The organism is Sphingobacterium sp. T2 (assembly GCF_000814685.1).
GTDB lineage: Bacteria > Bacteroidota > Bacteroidia > Sphingobacteriales > Sphingobacteriaceae > Sphingobacterium > Sphingobacterium thermophilum.
This window is the reverse complement of record NZ_JXAC01000019.1, coordinates 1-20,370: the sequence shown is the minus strand read 5'-3', so window position 1 is coordinate 20,370 and position 20,370 is coordinate 1. Positions and strand designations below refer to the sequence as shown.

The 20,370-nt window shown below is 42.8% G+C and carries 13 protein-coding genes, 1 tRNA gene and 1 pseudogene; all 15 read left to right on the top strand.

What is annotated here, in order from left to right:
- Positions 1 to 3 precede the first annotated feature (3 nt).
- Positions 4 to 1,815 carry a RagB/SusD family nutrient uptake outer membrane protein gene (locus SD31_RS01720; RefSeq protein WP_039052880.1) on the top strand — a complete coding sequence of 604 codons (1,812 nt, stop codon included), beginning with the start codon at positions 4 to 6 and terminating at the stop codon, positions 1,813 to 1,815.
- A gap of 38 nt (positions 1,816 to 1,853) precedes the next feature.
- A complete protein-coding gene (locus SD31_RS01715; RefSeq protein ID WP_039052876.1) occupies positions 1,854 to 3,296 on the top strand; it encodes a DUF4623 domain-containing protein in 1,443 nt (480 codons plus the stop codon).
- Between the two features lie 66 nt (positions 3,297 to 3,362).
- On the top strand, positions 3,363 to 4,241 hold the full coding sequence (locus SD31_RS17995) for a glycoside hydrolase family 10 protein (protein ID WP_231561048.1): 879 nt from the start codon (positions 3,363 to 3,365) through the stop codon (positions 4,239 to 4,241).
- Positions 4,220 to 4,810, top strand: coding sequence for a hypothetical protein (locus SD31_RS17990; protein WP_231561047.1), 591 nt, complete (start codon positions 4,220 to 4,222; stop codon positions 4,808 to 4,810). The genes SD31_RS17995 and SD31_RS17990 overlap by 22 nt, the downstream gene beginning before the upstream one ends.
- Positions 4,811 to 4,855: 45 nt before the next feature.
- Positions 4,856 to 6,688, top strand: a complete 1,833-nt coding sequence (locus SD31_RS01705; protein ID WP_039052875.1) for a PQQ-binding-like beta-propeller repeat protein — start codon at positions 4,856 to 4,858, stop codon at positions 6,686 to 6,688.
- 192 nt (positions 6,689 to 6,880) lie between these two features.
- A complete protein-coding gene (locus tag SD31_RS17985; protein WP_231561046.1) occupies positions 6,881 to 7,402 on the top strand; it encodes a carboxypeptidase-like regulatory domain-containing protein in 522 nt (173 codons plus the stop codon).
- A gap of 32 nt (positions 7,403 to 7,434) precedes the next feature.
- Positions 7,435 to 10,350 carry a SusC/RagA family TonB-linked outer membrane protein gene (locus tag SD31_RS01700; protein WP_231561045.1) on the top strand — a complete coding sequence of 972 codons (2,916 nt, stop codon included), beginning with the start codon at positions 7,435 to 7,437 and terminating at the stop codon, positions 10,348 to 10,350.
- A gap of 10 nt (positions 10,351 to 10,360) precedes the next feature.
- A complete protein-coding gene (locus SD31_RS01695) occupies positions 10,361 to 12,214 on the top strand; it encodes a RagB/SusD family nutrient uptake outer membrane protein (protein WP_039052874.1) in 1,854 nt (617 codons plus the stop codon).
- A gap of 127 nt (positions 12,215 to 12,341) precedes the next feature.
- A complete protein-coding gene (locus SD31_RS01690; protein WP_231561044.1) occupies positions 12,342 to 14,438 on the top strand; it encodes a glycoside hydrolase family 9 protein in 2,097 nt (698 codons plus the stop codon).
- Between the two features lie 11 nt (positions 14,439 to 14,449).
- On the top strand, positions 14,450 to 14,776 hold the full coding sequence (locus SD31_RS17980) for a hypothetical protein (RefSeq protein WP_231561043.1): 327 nt from the start codon (positions 14,450 to 14,452) through the stop codon (positions 14,774 to 14,776).
- 80 nt (positions 14,777 to 14,856) lie between these two features.
- Complete coding sequence (murQ, locus tag SD31_RS01685; protein ID WP_039052873.1) at positions 14,857 to 15,669, top strand: N-acetylmuramic acid 6-phosphate etherase; 813 nt, start codon at positions 14,857 to 14,859, stop codon at positions 15,667 to 15,669.
- 18 nt (positions 15,670 to 15,687) lie between these two features.
- Positions 15,688 to 17,185: pseudogene (locus tag SD31_RS01680) on the top strand (sodium:solute symporter).
- Positions 17,186 to 17,250: 65 nt separating this feature from the next.
- Positions 17,251 to 18,066 (top strand): purine-nucleoside phosphorylase, encoded by an 816-nt coding sequence (locus SD31_RS01675; RefSeq protein WP_039052872.1) that lies wholly within the window; start codon positions 17,251 to 17,253, stop codon positions 18,064 to 18,066.
- Between the two features lie 47 nt (positions 18,067 to 18,113).
- Entirely contained in the window at positions 18,114 to 20,102 is a 1,989-nt protein-coding gene (locus tag SD31_RS01670; RefSeq protein WP_052258535.1) for a putative porin, read from the top strand.
- A gap of 145 nt (positions 20,103 to 20,247) precedes the next feature.
- A tRNA-Val gene (locus SD31_RS01665) sits at positions 20,248 to 20,325 on the top strand.
- Positions 20,326 to 20,370 lie beyond the last annotated feature (45 nt).

Below are 20,370 nucleotides of genomic sequence, written 5' to 3'. Positions count from 1 at the left end.
AATATGAAACTTACATCAAAAATATTGTTGATCTGTCTGGCTTTAGGATTTTCTTCTTGCGAGAAATTTCTGGATAGGCCACCTTTGACATCAGAGAATGACGAGACAGCATGGACAAGCGAAGAGAAGCTGCGTCTGTATGCCAATAAATATTATCCTTCTTTTTTTGTGGGCTATGGCAGTGGGTATTCTACGGATGGTGCCCCTTTGGTAGGTTATGTCAATCACGACGACTACGTGGTATTGGGTAACCAACCGAACTTTACCAGAGCGGTTCCTACAAGCTCGATCTGGTCGTATTCGACTATACGGTCGCTGAACATTATGGTAAACCGTATTGAAGAAAGAATGGGGTCCGTATTGACCAATGAGGCCAAAAACCATTGGTTAGGGATAGCTAAGTTTTTCAGAGCTATGGAATATGCTAGATTGGTGCGTACCTACGGTGATGTGCCGTACATCGATAGGGAAGTAGGGGATACCGACTATGACGAGTTATATAAGCCTAGAGATCCGCGCAATACGGTGATGGATGCCGTTTATGAAGATTGGCGTTTTGCTATGACCAACGTGCGAACAGATGATGGCGATCAATATGTGAACCGATATGTCGTCGCGGCCTTTATTTCGCGATTGGCCCTCTATGAAGGAACATGGCAGAAATATTACTATAAAAATAATTCAAGAGCTCAGAAGTTTTTGGAATTGGCAGTAGAAGCAGCCACCTATGTGATGAACAGCAATAGGTATGATATTGTGACTGACTACCGTTCGCTGTTTACTTCCAAAGAGCTCAAGGGTAACAAGGATATGGTATTCTTTCGCAACTATGATGCGGCGGTGGGTGTGACGCATGCAATAGCTTCTTATGGCAACCTTCAGGAGTCTACAAACAACGGCCCTACTTCAGACCTTTTGAAAGCATATCTCTTAAACGACGGTCAACCATGGGAAGCTAGCTCCATGGCTGGAGCCAATAATTTCGACCTGGAAAATATGATCAAAACCAGAGATTCCAGATTTGAGGCAACATTTTATAGCAAGCCGGAATTGCTAAATAGAGGATCATTATATTATGTAAATAAATTCATTCCACGTGAAGTTGAAAAGCTGGTGAAAGTAGATGGGGGAGCGATGCCTTCCGACTTTACAGGCGATAAAAATGAGACGGATGCTCCTATTATCCGCTATGCTGAAGTGTTGCTCAATTATATAGAAGCTAAAGCGGAATTGGCAACAATAGGCGGTCCGGCAGTATCCCAAGATGACATCGACAAGACGATAAATAAAATCAGAAACCGTCCTTTAGCACAAGAGGCTGTTTCCCGCGGTGTGCAGAAGACAGCACCTATGAACCTGTCTGCATTGCCTGTAGATCCTAGCAGAGATCCCGACGTTCCGGCACTTATATGGGAAATCCGTAGAGAAAGACGTATGGAATTTGCCTTCGAAACCTTCCGTCTGGAAGACTTGAAGCGTTGGACTAAGTTGGAATATATGGACAATACATTGAACACGGACCTGTTGTCCGGAGGATGGGTTAATTTCCCGGCTCAACTTCCGGGTGAGTTGGCTGCGAAGAATGTGAATATTCTTTCGGTGGTAGATCTCAACGGTAATGAGATCGTGTATAACGGAACCAATGGAGCAGCCATGGTAGGCTTCTACAAAAATCAAAACAATAAACCTCGCCTGCCATTCCTGAATCTTCCGAATGTGAATCCTTATCTTACTCCTGTGGGTATTAACCAGATAAACGAGTACGCGATAAGAGGTTATGTATTACAACAAACGGAAGGATGGCCACAAAATTAAGTCTGTGTTTAGTAATGTTTAATTAAGAAGGACCAACTATGAAACCAATAATATTTTTTAAGACGATACTTATAGCTATACTCTTTGGAGGGGTGCTTACTATGGTATCGTGTAAAGATGAGCTTCCTGGGGCAATGGATACCTCGGATAAGTTTACGGTACTAAAATCCATAAAAATTGTCAATGCGGGACCTAACGGCAATGAAGTCGTCATAGGGACAGTAAATGAAGACACGAAAACCGTGACTTTTCCGCGTCTGGATACGTTGACCGACTTCAGCAAGTTGCGTTTTGAAGCCGAACTGTCGGAGGGAGCTACTCTGGACCAAGAAACTTACACAGTACCCTTTTCGGAAGGAGAATCAGAAAGAACCATAGTCATAAAAGTGGTAAATAGCCCACGATACAGAGAATACTATGTGAGAATTCGTCTGAAAGTGCCTGTCTATGGCGCCGATTTCGAGAAAGGCACTATTTACGACTTTACGAACAATCCTATAGGAAATCCTATTTATCCGGCCCACACCTTTACGGCTATGACTAGAGGAAGTGCTTTCGACGGCGAACATGTGTTGGTAGTTTCACGTTCGACGATGGGAACACACCTCCTTAAGGTTTCTGATCTTAAAAATTACGACACTACACCTATTCCGCTGAATATGACAGGTGTATCAATGGGTACCTTCCCAGTAAATATGGGAGCGTTAGTAAACGGCCATATCTATGTGGCCAACCTATCGGGGAATACCGCTGCCAGTCCTATGCGTGTTTATCATTGGACAAATCCTGCAGAGCCACCACAAATGATCGTGGATTTAAATGTAGGAACAGTGGCCAATGCTGGGGTTCGTCATGGAGACCACTTCTCTGTAAGCTTGGATGATAGCGGCAATGGCTATATGTTCTTCGGAGATAATGCTGGAACAAAAGTGTTGCGTCTTAAGGTTGAAAACTACACTACTGTTTCGGATCCTTTTGTGTTCAATATGCCGGTATCAGGAGCTGGATCATGGACGACCTACAACAGGATAGGTAACTCCTCTGAATATATCTTCACAGGACACGATGCGCCGGTAACGCTGGTGACCGAAAGCGGCTCGGTAATCTTTCAGATGAGCAGAACGGCAATTCCGATAAGAAGTTCGGATGCTCGTGTGATCTACTTTAACGGCGAACGCTATCTTATCGTCACTACGGCAGCCCGTACAGGATCAGAAGCTACTAACTTTGCGGTATACGACATCACTAAAGGGGCAAGTGTTAGCGAAGCGCTTGCAACGCTTAACTCGACACCTAATGTGAAACCTGTATTCGAACATTCTTTGATGGGGCCTGTAAATACTTCTCCTTCATCCAATACGGGATGGGCCATCAAAAAGGATAGTCAGGGTAATGACGAGAGCTTATTGCTGTTTTCTGCTGCAAGTGATGCAGGATTTGTATTCTTCGAATTTCCGAAAAAAGTGTTAGAAGATGAATAGATTATAATTTGGAGATAGCACAAACCGTTGTGCTATCTCTTTTTATTAAAGTCAGCGCTTAATCTTATGAAATCATTGAGAATAACTAAAATATTTGCCTTATTAGTAGTATTGCTGGTGAGCAGCTGTGGTAAGGACAGCCCGACACCAGGACCGGATCCGGAGCCTAATCCAAATCCCAACCCTCCAACAAATACGGAATTGAAATTCCCACGCAAGGAGATGCGTGCCGCTTGGATTGCTACGGTATGGTCTATCGACTGGCCTAAGTCTACCGATATGGCGACCCAAAAGCAGCAGTATATTGATATCTTAGACCGCTTGAAGGAGTTAAAATTCAATACAGTATTTTTCCAAGTTAAGGGCTTGGGAGATGCTTTCTACAATTCGCCTTATGAACCGTGGTCGGCGGCGATTACTGGTACCAGAGGAAAGGATCCCGGCTATGATGTACTGAAATTTTTGATTGATGAGGCCCATGCAAGAGATATTGAATTTCACGCTTGGATGAACCCCTATCGTATTTCTAGTGCTCCTCCTTATCCGGATTTACATCCTTCTATCGACCCTTCTTGGGTAAAGGATTATCCCGGAAGTATAAGGATGTATAATCCCGCATTGCCGGAGGTAAGACAACGTCTAAATGATATTGTTAAAGACTTGATTACCAAATACGATGTTGATGGCATTCACTTCGATGATTATTTCTATCCATCCGGCGTGACACATGATGATGATGCTGAGTTTAGTCAGTATGGTTCAGGCTATACGTCCAAGGCAGCATTCCGTCGCGGTAATGTAGATAAAGCCATAGAAGGGGTGTACAATACGATAAAGTCTACCAAACCTCAAGTAGTGTTTTCGGTCTCGCCAGCGGCAAATAAGGACCACAACTATAATAATCTGTATGCCGATGTAGCCAAATGGACGCAAGAAGGTGGGTAGATATACTCATCCCTCAGCTTTATCAGGAAATAGGCAATTCTTTTAACCCTTTTGAAGGAAACCTAAGCATATGGTCGCAGTTTCGTGGTAAATCCAAGCTGGTAATAGGGATAGGGTTTTATAAGTTTGGTGACCCAACGTATCCTGCCTTCCAGAATACGCAAGAATTGGTGAATCAATTTGACTTAGTACGTAAGAACAACTATACAGTAGGTACTTCCATCTATAATACCAGCAGCATTCTGGCAAACAAGATAGGCATTACCGACAAGCTTGCAGACCTGTATAAGGCCAACGTGCTGATGCCTTTCGCAGGAAGAGAGGTGGCAGCAGCGCCTACCACTCCTACGAATCTTGCATTGAACGGAAATGAGCTGAGTTGGTCCGGAGGAGGAAGTAATGTCCGCTATGCGGTGTACTACTTTTCTAGCCTTACAGCTGAAGGAGAGTTGATAGAAGTAACTAGATCGACAAAGGCTACTGTAACAAAAGCCGGCTATTATTGCGTGAGCGCTGTAAATGTGGATAATGTGGAAAGCAAGGCAACAAATCCTATTGAGAAAAAGTAAAGAATGATTATTTTAAAAAGTATCTTTGTGCACACTTATTTGCTTATGAAAAGAATATTTATTGCTATTGCCTTTATTTTTAGTCTGTCGACTGTATGTGCCCAGACGCTTTTTAAATTTGCTCAGATTACGGATACTCACGTGGGAGGCCAAACCGGTGAAGAGGATTTGCGCCGTACCGTCAAAGACCTCAATCAGCTGAAAGATATAGATTTCGTAATCCTGTCGGGTGATGCTACCGAATTTGGTGCAGATCATGAATTGGAATTGTGCAAGCAGATTCTTAGCGAGCTCAAGCTGCCTTTATATGTTATTCCAGGTAATCACGACAGCAACTGGTCGGAAAGCGGTGCTAACTCTTTCCGAAAAGTTTTTGGAGGAGAAACATTTTTCTTCGAGCACAAAGGATTTCAGTTTGTGGGTACGACGTCCGGACCCAACATGCGTATGAGTCCGGGACAGATTCCGCGAGAAAATATTGTGTGGTTGGATTCCATTTTCAAAGCTCATCCCGATAAAGATGTGCCTTTGATTTCCATAAATCACTATCCTTTGGATTCATCCCTGAACAACTGGTATGAGTTGGTGGACCGCTTACATACGCGCAATATACAATTTGCTTTATGTGGTCACGGCCATATCAATAAGCTTTACGATTGGGATGGTATACCAGGGATTATGGGGCGTTCTAACCTTCGTGCTAAAGCCGAAGTAGGAGGGTACAACATAATCACTTTAACCAAAGACTCTGTTTTCTTCCAAGAACGTAATCCCGGCGTAGGAACACAAGAGGCTTGGCTTAAGTTGCCTTTGCGTAAACTTACTTTCCATAAGAATTATAAAAGACCGGATTTCTCTGTTAACAATACCACGAAGGCCCGTGTAGTGTGGGAATATATCAACGATGGTGACCTAGGAGCAGGCATTTCCACAGATGGTAAGTTGGCCTTTACCGCCAATACTATTGGTGAGCTTTTTGCCCTAGACATCCAATCAGGAAAAAGAGCTTGGGTCTTCAAAACCGGAGGAAAGATTTATTCAACGCCGGCCGTAGCTAATGGTGTGGTAGTGGTGGGTTCTTCTGATAACCATATCTATGGTGTGGATAGCAAGACAGGCAAAGAAATCTGGCGTGTAAAGGCTAACAAAGCGGTGTTAGGCTCTCCGAATATTTATAAAGGAAAAGCTTATATAGGAGCTTCCGACGGAATCTTCCGTTGTATAGATCTGAAAACAGGAAGAGTGATTTGGAGTTTTGATAAAGTGAAAGGCTACGTTTCTACGCTTCCTACGATTGCAGATGGAAAAGTGATATTCGGCTCTTGGGGCAATGGCTTCTATGCTTTGGATGTGCATACCGGAAAAGTGGTTTGGGAATGGGACAACGGTCATACTAACAGAATGTTTTCCGCAGCGGCATGCTATCCTGTAGTAGCCAACAACAGAGTGTTCATTGTGGCGCCGGATAGATTTATGACAGCCTTAGACCTGAAAACAGGAAAAGTGATTTGGAGAGAGAAAAAAGATACCGTGCGTGTCAGAGAATCTATGGGATTGTCTTTCGACAAGAAGCGTGTCTACGCCAAAACTATGGACGGAGAGCTGATAGGCGTATCGGTATATGCTAATTCCATGGATATCGAATGGAAGTCCAAGCTCAAATTGCCTTATGAATTAGCTCCGTCGGCTATCTATAGCAATAAAGATGTGATAATCGTGCCGAACAATTCAGGTTTGGTATCTGCGGTAAATCCTGTTTCGGGGGAGGTAGTTTGGCAATATAAGATTTCCAATGCCTTAGTCAACCCACCACTGGTAACCAAAAAATATGTTATCGCGAGCACAATGGACGGTAAAATAGTTAAGCTAACATATTGATTTAAAACAAAGAATATTAAAGGAGGGAGCAATAAGCTCCCTTTTTTATTGGTTTGTTACAATTAATGCCTATTCTTTCTGGTTTTGCTGTAATTAGGCAAGAATTGGAAAATTTTCTTGTTTAACATTCAGGGAATGATTAATTTAACTCTGCATTAATCTACTTATAGCAATAACCAAATTATAAACGTTATGCGAAAGTTAGTACTATTTTCACTTGCACTGGGAATGTCTCTCCCTACTTATTCATTTGTGAAGGTGAATAAGGATAAAGACAGGATACAGAAAACCTCCGATTCCTATCGAAAGGTAGATCAAGAGGTTGTTCAAGGAAAGGTTACCAGTAAGTCTGGTCCTTTGCCTGGAGCTACGGTGTCAGTAGTGGGGGGAGAATCTACACAGACCGATGCTGAAGGAAATTATTCTGTGAAAGCGAAAGTCGGAGCCACTTTACGTGTATCGATGGTAGGTTATGCTACCAAAGAGGTTATAGTTACAGGAACTACCGTAAACATCGATTTGGATGAGCAGGGTACAGCCCTTGATGAGGTAGTAGTCGTGGGATATGGTACCCAGCGTAGAGGAAATCTTACTGGAGCCGTCTCTACTGTCAATATTAAAGATAATTTGGAAGGACGCACAGTGGTGGATGTAGGGCGTGCTATTCAGGGTACTACGCCGGGTCTTAACATTACCATCCTAGTGGAGAGGTAGGTTCTGACCCTTTAATCAAAATTCGTGGTGCTGTGGCTTCCATAACGGGAAGTAGTTCGCCTCTGATTTTGTTAGATAACGTAGAAATTCCAAGTATTCTCTATGTCAATCCAGACGATATAGAGTCTATTACGGTATTGAAGGATGCCGCCGCTTCATCTATTTATGGAGCAAAAGCTTCTACCGGGGTGATTTTGATTACCACCAAAACGGGAGCTGCAGGTAAGCCAAGTATAAACTATTCCAACAACTTCTCGTATCAGAACCTTTCTAAAAAGTTTGAGATGGGAACCATCAATGCCTTAAAGTATAGCATTGATGCGATGGAGCGTGTTGGAGCAACAGTGTATGGTGCTTTTTATTCTTTGGATAAGGCCAGCTATGAAAAGGCTAAGGAATGGCACGATAAATATGCTGGTAAGTTGGGACCTGACGACCCTACCGTCTATGGACGTGACTGGTATGTAGATCCTGCGTTCCCTACAAGAAAGTATGGCCTTAGAACGTATGATCCGTATGATTATATGATTCGCGAGTGGGCTCCGACACGTACCCACAATGTCTCAATCAGTGGTACTGCGGGAAAGACAAAGTACACTACATCCTTTGCTGCGGTAGACCAAAGTGGTATGCTTAAGCCTGGAAATAAAGATAACTTCACCCGATATAATGCAGCATTACGTCTGTCCACCGATCTGACGGATTACCTTACAGTAAGAGGTGGGCTTATGTATGTGAATCGCATCAAGACATACCCATATGCCACTAACTCCACAACAGCTGACCCATGGCTTTATATGTACCGATGGAGCTCTCTATACCCTATGGGTTATGATGAAAGAGGATATCCTATCCGCAGCCCATGGAGCGAAAATGAATTTGCCAATAGAGCATCCATGAATAGAAATTATGTTAATGCTAATATCGGAACGACCCTAAAACTTAAAAACAATTGGAAAGTTGATGTAGATTATACTTTCACTACAGAAGATTATAAATGGGATAGAAGAGGTACGCGCTTTACAGCGGCAAACAGCTGGGTGGCGGCACGCGAGCGTAGAGATGCCGCCGGAAATCCTGTATATGTAAATTCCGAAGGTAAGGTGGTGTCTGCAGGTGACCCAGGAGCAATGTTAGCCTACGATCTTGCGTATGAAACCTACACAGCAAATGGTTCCAACCCGGACCACATCTATCAAAGGTCGGAAAACCGATTCAAACATACGCTGAATGCCTTCACCACATACGATCTTAACTTGAATACGGACCATGCCTTCAAATTTATTGTAGGTTCAAACTTGGTGACAAATAACGAGAAGAGCCACTGGACCCAACGCACAAACCTCTTGGATATAACCAATCCACAATTTGACTTGGCTGTAGGAGAAATCACAGGAGGTGGTGGAGAAGCTTGGGATGCTCAGTTGGGGTATTTCGGACGTATGAACTATGCTTTTAGGAACAAATATCTGTTTGAAGGAAATGTACGCTATGACGGCTCTTCTAAGTTCCCTAAAGAGCTGAAATGGCAGTGGTTTAGTTCAATGTCTGCAGGATGGGTAGTGTCAGAAGAAGCATTTATGCAGGCACTAAATCCAGCCATAAGCTTCCTGAAATTAAGAGGATCATGGGGCGTCATCGGTAACCAGGCTGTACCACCTGATTTGTATGTTTCTAATATGACCTCTTCGGAGAGTACTTGGATTGCTAATGGCGCTAAAGTCATAGCCATCGGTTCTCCGGCAATACGATATCCTTCTGTATTCTGGGAAAAATTGGAAACCTTGAATGGGGGACTTGATGCACGTTTCCTTAATAATAAGTTGGGGTTAACGGTAGATATATATAAACGGACTACCAAAGATATGTTCGGTGCATTGTCCGGAACGACTTGGACAATAGGAGGGTCTGCACCACAGTTGAATAAAGGTTCTTTGGTAACCAAAGGATATGAAATCTCGGTGGATTTCAATCACCGCTTCGAAAATGGATTAGGTATCAACCTGCGCGCTAACTTCGACGATGCAAAATCCAGAGTGTACGGTTATACCGATTCGCGTATTCAGGGATCTTTGCATGATGGAGCTGTGTACGGTGATATCTGGGGTTATGTTACGGACAGGTTGTTTCAGTTAGATGATTTCGTGCTGGATGCGAATGGAAAACCTCAGTTAGTGACGCTAACGCCGGAGATGACAAAGTATTATACGAATGGAGGGGGACGTACCTACTTGCTGAAGAATAATCCGGATGGCAGTAAACCTGTATATCAGACTTTTCTCGAAAACTCAGCATCTTTCGACTTCGGCCCTGGGGATGTTAAATTTAAAGACCTTAATGGCGATGGAGAGATTGACAATGGGGATGGCACCGTTGATAATCCTGGAGACCGAACTATTATAGGTAACTCGACGCCACGCTACAACTACGGCTTGAGGTTCGGTGCAGACTACAAAGGTTTTGACTTTTCCATTTTCTTCCAAGGTGTAGGGGCTCGTAAGATTTGGGGAGAAGGTTTCTTAGCGCAAGCTGGATGGCATGTGTCGGACGGAGCTATGCCGGCAACCTTCGTTAACGACTATTGGACGCCGGATAATCCGGACGCTTTCTACCCTGCAGCCTATAGCAATGGTGGTACCGCAAATATCAATAATATGCAGATACAAAGCCGTTATCTGCTCGATATGTCATACCTGCGCATAAAGCAGTTGTCCTTAGGTTATACTCTTCCTAGAGAAACTTCACAAAAGGTGAAGCTGGATAGGGTGAGAATCTACACCTCTTTGGAAAACTTCTTTACCTGGGATAAGCTTAGAGGTTTACCTATCGATCCTGAAGAAGTGTCAGGCTATTCGATGTTCAATACCTCAAACTATAATATGAATAGAGCAGGGGTTGGCGTGCCTACCTATAAGAGTGCTTCTTTTGGTTTACAGTTGACATTCTAATTCGGATATTATGAAAAAGTTAATATATATACTTCTGGGAACGACCTTGGGGCTTTCTAGTTGTAGTGATTTATTAGACAGACCGGAATTGAATAAGGTAGTGGATAGTGAAGGTAACTTCTGGCGCAATGAGAACGATTTGCGTCTGTTTGCCAATGACTTCTATCCCAACTACTTTGTAGGGTATAATACAGGTTACGGAACGGCATATGCTCCACTGACAGGCTATAATTTTGCCGACGATTTTACGAGTTCAGGAAATCAGGCCAATCTCTTGGGAAGTGTACCTACGGGTACGGGCGGCTCTAGTAGCTCGGCCTTGTCTATATTGCGTGCCGAACATCCGGGACCTAACTGGAACTTCTATTGGGTAAGAAAAGCCAATATCATGCTCCATCGTATCGACAATGTGGCTAAGCCTAACCTTTCGGACGAGGAATACAAACATTGGACCGCGGTAGCTAGATTCTTCAGAGGTTATGAGTATTCGCGTCTAGTAAGCAATTTCGGCGATATCCCTTATTTTGATACAGAAGTAGCCGTGAATGATCCTGACCAGATGTATAAGGCTCGCGATCCACGGGGCGAGGTCATGGACAAGGTCTATGAGGACTTCAAATACGTGATGGACAATATGCGTGAAAATGACGGCGTGGGCTATCTCAACAGATATGTTGCCGCAGCACTTATTTCCAACCTTATGCTGTTTGAAGGATCTTGGCAAAAGTATCATGATCTGGATGGCGCACGGGCGAAGAAATACCTTGAATTTGCGCGCGATGCTGCAGAATATGTCATGAATAGTGGCAAATGGTCTTTCTCGTCGGATTTCAAGAGTCTTTTCGCCTCCGAAAATCTTGCCGGCAATCCGGAAGTGATTTTTTATCGCGTATATGATGATGCGTTGGCTGTACGCCATGCTGTGGGATCCTATAGCAATGGCACGGAAGCACAATCCCGTTCAGCCAACCTTGACCTATTAAAAGCTTTCATCTGTGTGGATGGTAAGGTTTGGCAAAACTCATCGGTTCCTGACGCCAACAGTTTTCGTCTGCAGGATCTTGCTAAAACCAGAGACCCTCGTTTCGAAGCTACTTTCATGGATACCATCAACACGGCGGCTTCGGGAACATTGGTGTATGCTCATAAATTTGCGGGACGAGAAGCCCTTAACTACATAGGCTCCACTTACCCAGCAAAATGGGCTTCCAACTCCAATACCAATGACGCTCCTATTGTAAGACTTGCAGAGGTGGTTCTGAACTGGATAGAGGCCAAGCAGATATTAGCTGAATTTTACGGTGGTGCTGCCGTGACGCAGGCAGATTTGGATAGGTCTATCAATGCTATCCGAAACCGTCCTTTGGATGATGTCGCTGTCAGCAAGGGAGTGACAAAGACAGCTCCTCTGATGCTTAATAGCCTTCCAAACGATCCGGAAAGAGATAGTGATGTTTCTCCTTTGATGTGGGAAATCCGTAGGGAAAGACGTATGGAGTTTATATTCGAATACGCCCGAATTCAGGATATACGTCGTTGGAAGAAACTTCATTATTTGAACTTCGATAGCGATGATTATCGCTTGGGAGCCTGGATTATCGGTAATGTAGATTTACGTGATAAGGCTAATCCAGGGAAGATTGCAAGTACCTATAAGGATGTTTTGGAGGTCAAAACAGCATCAGGACAGATTATCAAATATGACGGCACCAATGATGCGCAAATGGTGGGTTACTATGTTGTGAGAGGATTTGGTCCGCGTCAGCCTGTTCAAGATAGAAATTATTTGGCGCCAATAAGTCAGCTACTCATCGACGAATATCGCGATAGAGGGTACACTCTCACCCAAACTGTAGGCTGGTAGTGCGTTATTTATACGTGGGAGAGAGATTTCTCTCTCCCATTTGTTATGTTTTTTATACTTTTACCAAAATCTAAATTTACGTTTCACAATTATTATGAGAATTTTTCCATTATTAGTTTTACTATGCTTGAGTATTAATGTAGTGTTTGCACAGCAGTCTTCATGGATTCGTGTGAACCAGCTTGGTTATCTTCCGGAAGGAAAGAAGGTGGTGGTATGGGTCACCAAAGGTGAAAAGAGCGTTAAATCTTTTCAGGTTGTAGATGCTCAAACGAAGAAGACTGTGTATCGCGCCAAGGTAAATAAGGTTTTTGGTAAATACGGTCCTTTCACGAAGGGCGCTCGTTTGGATATTTCTGCTGTAAAAAAATCCGGAACCTATTATGTTGTTACCGATGATGGCACAAGGTCGCCACTTATCAAGATTAATGAGGATGTATACAAAGGGACAGCAGATTTTGCTTTGCGTTATATGCGTCAGCAGCGGACTTTGTTCAATCCTTTTTTGAAGGACAGCTGCCATACTCACGATGGTTTTACGATGTATGCCTCTTCGGTGGGACTTCCCGATAGCACTCGTATAGATGTGGCGGGAGGTTGGCATGACGCCTCGGACTACCTGCAATATTCTACCACTTCAGCAAATGCAACGTTCCATCTGTTGGCGGCGTATCGCGACTTTCCTTTCGTGTTTGGTGATGAGAAGCAGGCTAACGGCTTGGACGGAAAAAATGGTGTTCCGGATGTGCTGGATGAAGCTAAATGGGGACTGGACTGGTTGTTGAAGATGCATCCGCAGCCTAACATGATGTTTAACCAGATAGCAGATGATAGAGATCATGTCAGCATGCGCTTGCCGGGACAAGACTCTCTTTATGGCAGAGGTCACGAAAGACCGGTATATTTTATTGATGGAAACCCACAGCAACGTGGTAAGTTTTTAAACAATACTACCGGAACGAGCTCTACAGCAGGTAAGTTCGCAGGAGCGTTTGCATTGGGATACCATCTTCTACGTGATAAAGATGCCCAATACGCTGCTATTTTGAAAGAGAAGGCCAAGACGGCATACGATTACGCATATATTAAGCCGGGTGTAACACAGACCGTTTCTGTGAAATCGCCATATATCTATGCTGAAGATAATTGGGTGGACGATATGGAGCTGGCAGAAACTATGCTATATACCATTACGCGTGATGAAAAAAATCTTCAAAAAGCATTAGAGTATGCCCGTCAAGAGCCGGTAACACCATGGATGATACGGGACACGGCCAACCATTATCAGTATTATCCTTTTATCAACCTAGGACATTTCGAATTAGCAAAAGTGACGCAAGGTGAAATACGTAAAGAAATATTGGATTATTATAAAAAAGGGATAGAATATGTATGGAGCAGAGCCAAAGAAAATATGTTCTATCGTGGAGTTCCTTTTATTTGGTGTAGCAACAATCTCACTACGTCGTTTGCTATTCAAGCCTATTGGTACAGGCAGCTAAGTGGAGATGTTCAGTATGAGGAGCTCGAGCAAGCCAATGTAGACTGGTTATTTGGTGTAAACCCTTGGGGGACAAGTATGGTTTATGGTCTTCCTGCTGATGGTGATACGCCTACAGATCCGCATTCGGCCTTTACGCACCTGCATAACTATCCTATCGACGGAGGTCTTGTCGATGGTCCAGTGTATGCTTCTATCTTCAACAGTCTAATCGGTATCAAGCTGTCAAAGCCGGACGAATATGCAGAATTTCAAAGCGACTTAGCCGTTTATCACGATGATTTCGGAGACTACAGTACGAATGAGCCTACGATGGACGGAACCGCCTCGCTAATCTATCTATTATCAGCAAAAGAAGCGGAAAGTAAAAAAAAAACTACTGACAAATTCGGCGCAATAATACGAGGTAATGCTGAGAAACCTCAAGTGAGCTTGGTGTTTACGGGAGATGAATTCAGAGATGGTTTGCCACATATTGCCCAAGTATTGAAAAAGAAAAAGGTTAAAGCCGCTTTTTTCGTTACAGGAAAATTCTTGGAAGACAAAAAGTCGGCAAGAATTTTGGTAGACCTGTATCGCAATGGACACTACGTGGGGCCACATTCGGATAAGCATCTGCTGTATGCTCCATGGGAAAAACGCGATAGTCTCTTGGTGACAAAGGAAGAGTTTGCTCAGGGATTTGGAAGCCAATGTAGCAAAGATTCAAAAATTAAGGAATAGATAGAGGTTCAATGTTTATTCCGCCGTATGAGTGGTACAACAGACAGACGGTAGAGTGGGCCGAAGAGTTAAATTTCAGTGTGTATAATTATACACCTGGCTTGCGGACTCCTGCAGACTATACGTATCCCGAAATGGCTAACCGCTACATGTCGTCGGACGCTATTCTGAATCAATTGTATTCTTATGAAGAAACGAACGGGTTAAACGGGTATATCATTCTAATCCATATAGGTACAGATCCGCGACGTACGGATAAACTGTATCTGCGGCTTGAAGAATTGATAGATAAATTAAACGCAAAAAATTATAATTTCGTGAGGTTAGAAAAATTATAGTTGCGTTTTTTTGCGTGTTTTGTATAAAAATTGCATCTTTACGATGTAATTAATAAAGGGTATTCAAAGATTTTACTTAGATGGTCATTACAACAGAGAAAGAATCTAATTACCAAGATCTAGACAAAATGTCTGTTCTTGAGTTGCTTACAAATATTAATAATGAAGATAAAACAGTTCCATATGCGGTAGAGAAAGCTATTCCTCAGATTGAGGCTTTAGTGAAGGCAGCTGTGGAATGTATGAAGAAGGGTGGTCGTATATTTTATATCGGTGCAGGAACCAGCGGCCGTTTAGGTATTTTGGATGCGTCAGAATGTCCTCCCACTTATGGGGTTCCTCACGACTGGGTAATAGGTCTTATTGCCGGTGGTGATACAGCTATCCGTAAAGCTGTAGAATTTGCTGAAGATGATATGGAGCAGGCATGGAAAGATTTGGACGAATACTGTATCACGGAGAATGACATAGTAATCGGTATTGCTGCGTCGGGTACTACCCCTTATGTTATTGGGGGGCTTAAAGCTGCCAATGAGAGAGGTGTGGCTACAGGCTGCGTAGTATGTAACGGCGGTTCTCCTATAGCAGCGATAGCTAAATATCCTGTAGAAGTTATTGTAGGACCTGAATTTGTTACAGGCTCAACACGTATGAAGTCGGGGACAGCACAGAAATTGGTGTTGAATATGATCAGCACTTCTGTGATGATACAATTAGGACGTGTGAAAGGAAATAAGATGGTGGATATGCAGTTGTCAAATCATAAGCTGGTAAGCCGCGGTGTGCGTATGGTGATGGCAGAAACGGGAGTAGATGAGTCGGTAGCTGCACAATTGTTGGAACAGTATGGTAATGTGCGTAAGGCCATCGACGCGTATAATCAAAGTAAATAATTTTAACAAAGACTTTTTATGTCCCCAATAATATTATTATCATTTCTAGTCGCTTACTTCGGTGTATTGTTGACAGTGTCCTACTTCACCTCTAAAGGATCGGCAGACAATTCAACTTTCTTTGTGGCCAACCGCAACTCGAAGTGGTATATGGTGGCCTTCGGTATGATCGGAACCGCTTTGTCGGGGGTGACGTTCATTTCAGTTCCTGGGGCTGTAGGAGCTTCAAATTTCAGTTATTTCCAATTTGTATTGGGTAATGCGGTAGGTTTTCTCATCATTGCCTATGTGCTCCTTCCTCTGTATTATAAGATGAAGCTTACCTCCATCTATACCTATTTGGAGGAGCGTTTCGGGTATTTGACCTATAAAACAGGAGCCGGTATATTTTTGGTTTCAAGAACCATTGGCTCTGCATTCAGACTTTACCTCGTAGCAATTGTATTGCAGCATTTTATATTCGATGCATGGAATGTTCCTTTTGCTGTTACAGTCACTTTGTGTTTGGTCCTCATCTGGCTTTATACGAATAAAGGTGGATTGAAGACAATCATCGTTACGGACACCTTGCAGACCACCTTCTTGGTGACAGCCGTGATTTTATCCATCTATTTTATGGCAAAAGGTTTGGATTTCGGTATTGTAGAAACATTTGAAGCAGTAAAGGAAAGCAGCTATTCGAAAATATTTTTCTGGGAAGATTTCATTGGTAGCAAGGCCAATTTCTGGAAGCAGTTCTTAGGTGGTGTGTTTGTTACCATCGCTATGACGGGTCTAGATCAGGACTTAATGCAGAAGAACCTGTCTATGGGTACGATAAAAGAAGCACAAACGAACATGATTACCTTCACATCGGTATTCGTGGTTATCAATATCTTTTTCTTGGCTGTAGGTGCATTGCTTTACATTTTCGCTGAAAAAAATGGAATAGATATTTCCACATTGGCGACAAGAGATTATCTGTACCCGGAGATTGCGCTTAACCACTTGTCAATAGTGCCGGCGATTATCTTTATGATGGGGCTGACCGCAGCTACTTTTGCTACTACAGACTCGGCACTCACGGCATTGACTACTTCTTTTTGTGTGGATTTCTTGAACTTCAACAAGAAGGAGAATCCTAACGATCCTGCGTTGGTAAGAAAGCGTAATCTCGTACACTTGACTTTCTCCGTGATAATGCTGTTGGTGATTCTTGTGTTCAAGCTTATCAACGACGATTCGGTAGTGAATGCTATTTTTACGGCGGCTAGTTATACATATGGACCTTTGTTGGGACTCTTTATCTTTGGACTCTTTACTAAGAAAGCAGTAAACGACAAGTTGGTGCCATACATCTGTGTAGCTTCACCGTTGATATTATTCTTTTTGAATTACATACGTTATTTCAGTATATACCAATTATGTTATTGGTTTGGATTTAATTATCCACAATGCTCTTATAACGGTTATTTTGTTGTGGCTTACCTCTCCGGGTAAAGCCTCAGAGAAGGCCTTATCTCATAACGCTTTTTAACAGATAGTGATTTGTGTGTGCAAAAAATTAGCTGTAAGTTTGAATAACTAGTTTTTTGCACACATATGTATCACTTGATTGAAGAAACTGTCGAAGCTATACGTCATCGTATTGGCGATTTTGAACCAGAATTTGGAATAATCTTAGGTACCGGTCTGGGAAAGCTGGTCAACGAAATAGAAGTGCATCATCAGCTGATGTATGCCAATATCCCTAATTTCCCTATTTCCACAGTTGAATTTCATACGGGTAAACTGATTTTCGGAACATTGAATGGCCGGAAAGTGGTAGCCATGCAAGGACGTTTGCATTACTATGAAGGCTACAGTATGCAAGAGATTACCTTTCCTGTAAGGATAATGAAGGTTTTGGGTATCAAAAAACTATTTGTATCTAATGCCGCCGGTTCTCTGAATCCCGATATAAAAAAGGGAGATATTGGTATTATCGATGATCATATCAATCTGTTGCCGGATAATCCTTTGAGGGGAAGTAACGACGAGGATTATGGACCTCGCTTTCCGGATATGAGTGCTCCCTATGACAAGAAGATGCAAGAGCAGGCTATGGAAATTGCACGTAGGAATGGTGTGTGTGCCCATAGGGTAGTGTATGTCTCTACAGCGGGGCCTAATTTGGAGACTAGGGCAGAATACCGTTATATGCGACTTATCGGCGGTGACATTGTTGGTATGAGTACTGTTCCTGAAGTCATAGTAGCCAATCATATGGGACTTCCTGTGTTTGCCATTTCTGTCATCACGGATGAGGGTTTTCATGAGAATCTGCAGCCTGTATCTCTTGAAGAGATTGTCAGAGTTGCCAATGAGGTGGAGCCTAAGATGACCGATATTTTGAAAGAATTAATTGCTATGCAGTAAAGTCTAATTTATACGTTATTTTTGCACTGTATTATCGAGGTAATTGAATGAGTAATATCTTTTTGCGGAGCATACTGCTTATATTGTTGTTTTTGTCGGCAAACGGAAGTCTTCGGGCACAGGTAGGGAGTGATGAGTTCAGTGCCGCGTTGGATTCGGCAAGAGCATTGGAAGACAACAAAAAGGATTCTGTGGAGTTCTCTTCGAAATACATCCGATTTGCTACGCTTGATATGCTGAAGTATGCTACCTTCACCAAACAGATAGATACCACTCATCGTAATTTCCAATATTACAACCCACAAAATCACCCTTGGAATCCTAGTATGAATTTGGGTTCTTATGGCTTGGCCACACGCGACCTACTCTTCAATCCTAGCAAGACCATAGGTTTCCAGCATGGTTTCCATGCCTTGGAACGCTATCTGTATACGTCAGATTCGGTGACCTATTTCAGGGCAAGAGCACGCTATTCGGAATTATATTCTGTAGGCTTTTTCTTTGAAGACCAAGTTTTCAAGGCAAAGCATGCACAGAATATCAAGCCTAACTGGAATATGGGGTTTGATTACCAAGCTACCAATACGGACGGTTATTTCTTAAACCAAGATTATAACGACCGAAAAGGAGCTGTATTTACTTGGTATGAGTCTCCCAACAAGCGCTATAATTTTCTTGCCAATATAGCGCTTAACAAGCTTGATGCTCCGGAAAACGGGTCTATTGTCAATGACAACTTCTTCAAGGATGAGACAGTGACGACGTGGTATTCTCAGATTACACGCCTTCGCGGACAACGTGAAACAAGACCATACACGAAATGGAATGATAACGGTTTGTTTATCCGCCAGTCGTATTATATAGGTCGTTTGGATACGGTAAACAAAAATCTTCCGGAAATGGAAATCCATCCGACGAATACCATAGCTCATAATACGTATATCCGACAGCAAAGATTTGTGTTCTTCAAAAATGAAGACGATTTGAATAACGCGTTTCCGGCAGCCAACTTCCGTTTGGTGCACGACACGACAAAAATTACGACCATCTCCAATGAATTTACCTATACGTTCTACCTAAGGGCCAAATCCTTGTTGAAAAATGAAGCCAAGCTGAATGCTGGTTTTCAAAATGATCTGATATGGGTAGAAGACAGCCTTACCAATGATTTTTTGCAGAACTCCTCGATTAAAGGGGATTTCAGCTATAAATTTTCAGATAAGGTAGATTTCAATTTGAGTGCTCATCAGATTGTGGTAGGTCATAATTTCGGTGATTACCTCTATGAGGCAAGGGCAGATATCGCTGTAGGAAAATATCTGGGCAAAATATCGTTGGGGGCTTATTCGCAAAACAAATCGCCGGAAAGGGTCTTTACGGATATGAATTACACATATCACCAATGGAAGGCGAACTTGGAGAAGACAAAAACGCAAAACCTTTCTTTCACCTACAGCCATCCTAAATTAGGATTCAAAGGCCGACTGGAATATTATCTGATTAATAACTATACTTATTTCAAAGAAGTAGATAACCCGAACGATAATCCGAACCTCGACAAGGTGATAGAACCGGCACAGCTTGGAAGCCTTAACTTCTTGAAAGCTACGGTAGAGCAGAATTTTAAATTCGGAAAATGGCATCTCGACAACAGAGTGGTGTACCAGAAGTCCGATGCTATGGATGTGCTGGCCACACCGGAACTGTATACCTGGCATAGCTTTTATTATGACTCGCGTTGGTTTGACGTGCTAAACATCAGCATAGGTATGGACGTTCGTTTCAATACGCCCTACGTAGCTCCATCGTATTCAATCAACACAGGACAGTTTTATAATACCAATTATAAGTTGGAATTTTCTACCTATCCTATAGTGGATTTCTGGGCTACAGCCAATATCAAGCGCGTGAACCTATTTATCAGCAACAACTTTACCAACCAATATGTGTATCCGAAAGGATATTATACGGTACGTCGCTATCCAATGAATCCGGCGAACTTCAGATTTGGTGCTTCCTGGAAGTTTTATGATTAAAAATTATCTGTCTTTTAGCTAGGAAATTACGCGCTATTAGCACAAAAAAGTAAAAAAAAACATTTTGAAACTTAAAAATTAGGGCTATATTTGCACACGCAATTCAGCTAAGGTTGCGACGTTCTCAGAAAGATTTTAAATGTTTGGAGGCTTAGCTCAGCTGGTTCAGAGCACCTGCCTTACAAGCAGGGGGTCACTGGTTCGAATCCAGTAGCCTCCACCAAACATACCTTGGAGAATTAGCTCAGCTGGTTCAGAGCACCTGCTT

Bases quoted from the DNA above. Each gene is read 5' to 3' on its own strand.
- SD31_RS01720 (WP_039052880.1), top strand. From the start codon at position 4: ATGAAACTTACATCAAAAATATTGTTGATCTGTCTGGCTTTAGGATTT.
- SD31_RS01715 (WP_039052876.1), top strand. From the start codon at position 1,854: ATGAAACCAATAATATTTTTTAAGACGATACTTATAGCTATACTCTTT.
- SD31_RS17995 (WP_231561048.1), top strand. From the start codon at position 3,363: ATGAAATCATTGAGAATAACTAAAATATTTGCCTTATTAGTAGTATTG.
- SD31_RS17990 (WP_231561047.1), top strand. From the start codon at position 4,220: ATGGACGCAAGAAGGTGGGTAGATATACTCATCCCTCAGCTTTATCAG.
- SD31_RS01705 (WP_039052875.1), top strand. From the start codon at position 4,856: ATGAAAAGAATATTTATTGCTATTGCCTTTATTTTTAGTCTGTCGACT.
- SD31_RS17985 (WP_231561046.1), top strand. From the start codon at position 6,881: ATGCGAAAGTTAGTACTATTTTCACTTGCACTGGGAATGTCTCTCCCT.
- SD31_RS01695 (WP_039052874.1), top strand. From the start codon at position 10,361: ATGAAAAAGTTAATATATATACTTCTGGGAACGACCTTGGGGCTTTCT.
- SD31_RS17980 (WP_231561043.1), top strand. From the start codon at position 14,450: ATGTTTATTCCGCCGTATGAGTGGTACAACAGACAGACGGTAGAGTGG.
- murQ (WP_039052873.1), top strand. From the start codon at position 14,857: ATGGTCATTACAACAGAGAAAGAATCTAATTACCAAGATCTAGACAAA.
- SD31_RS01675 (WP_039052872.1), top strand. From the start codon at position 17,251: ATGTATCACTTGATTGAAGAAACTGTCGAAGCTATACGTCATCGTATT.
- SD31_RS01670 (WP_052258535.1), top strand. From the start codon at position 18,114: ATGAGTAATATCTTTTTGCGGAGCATACTGCTTATATTGTTGTTTTTG.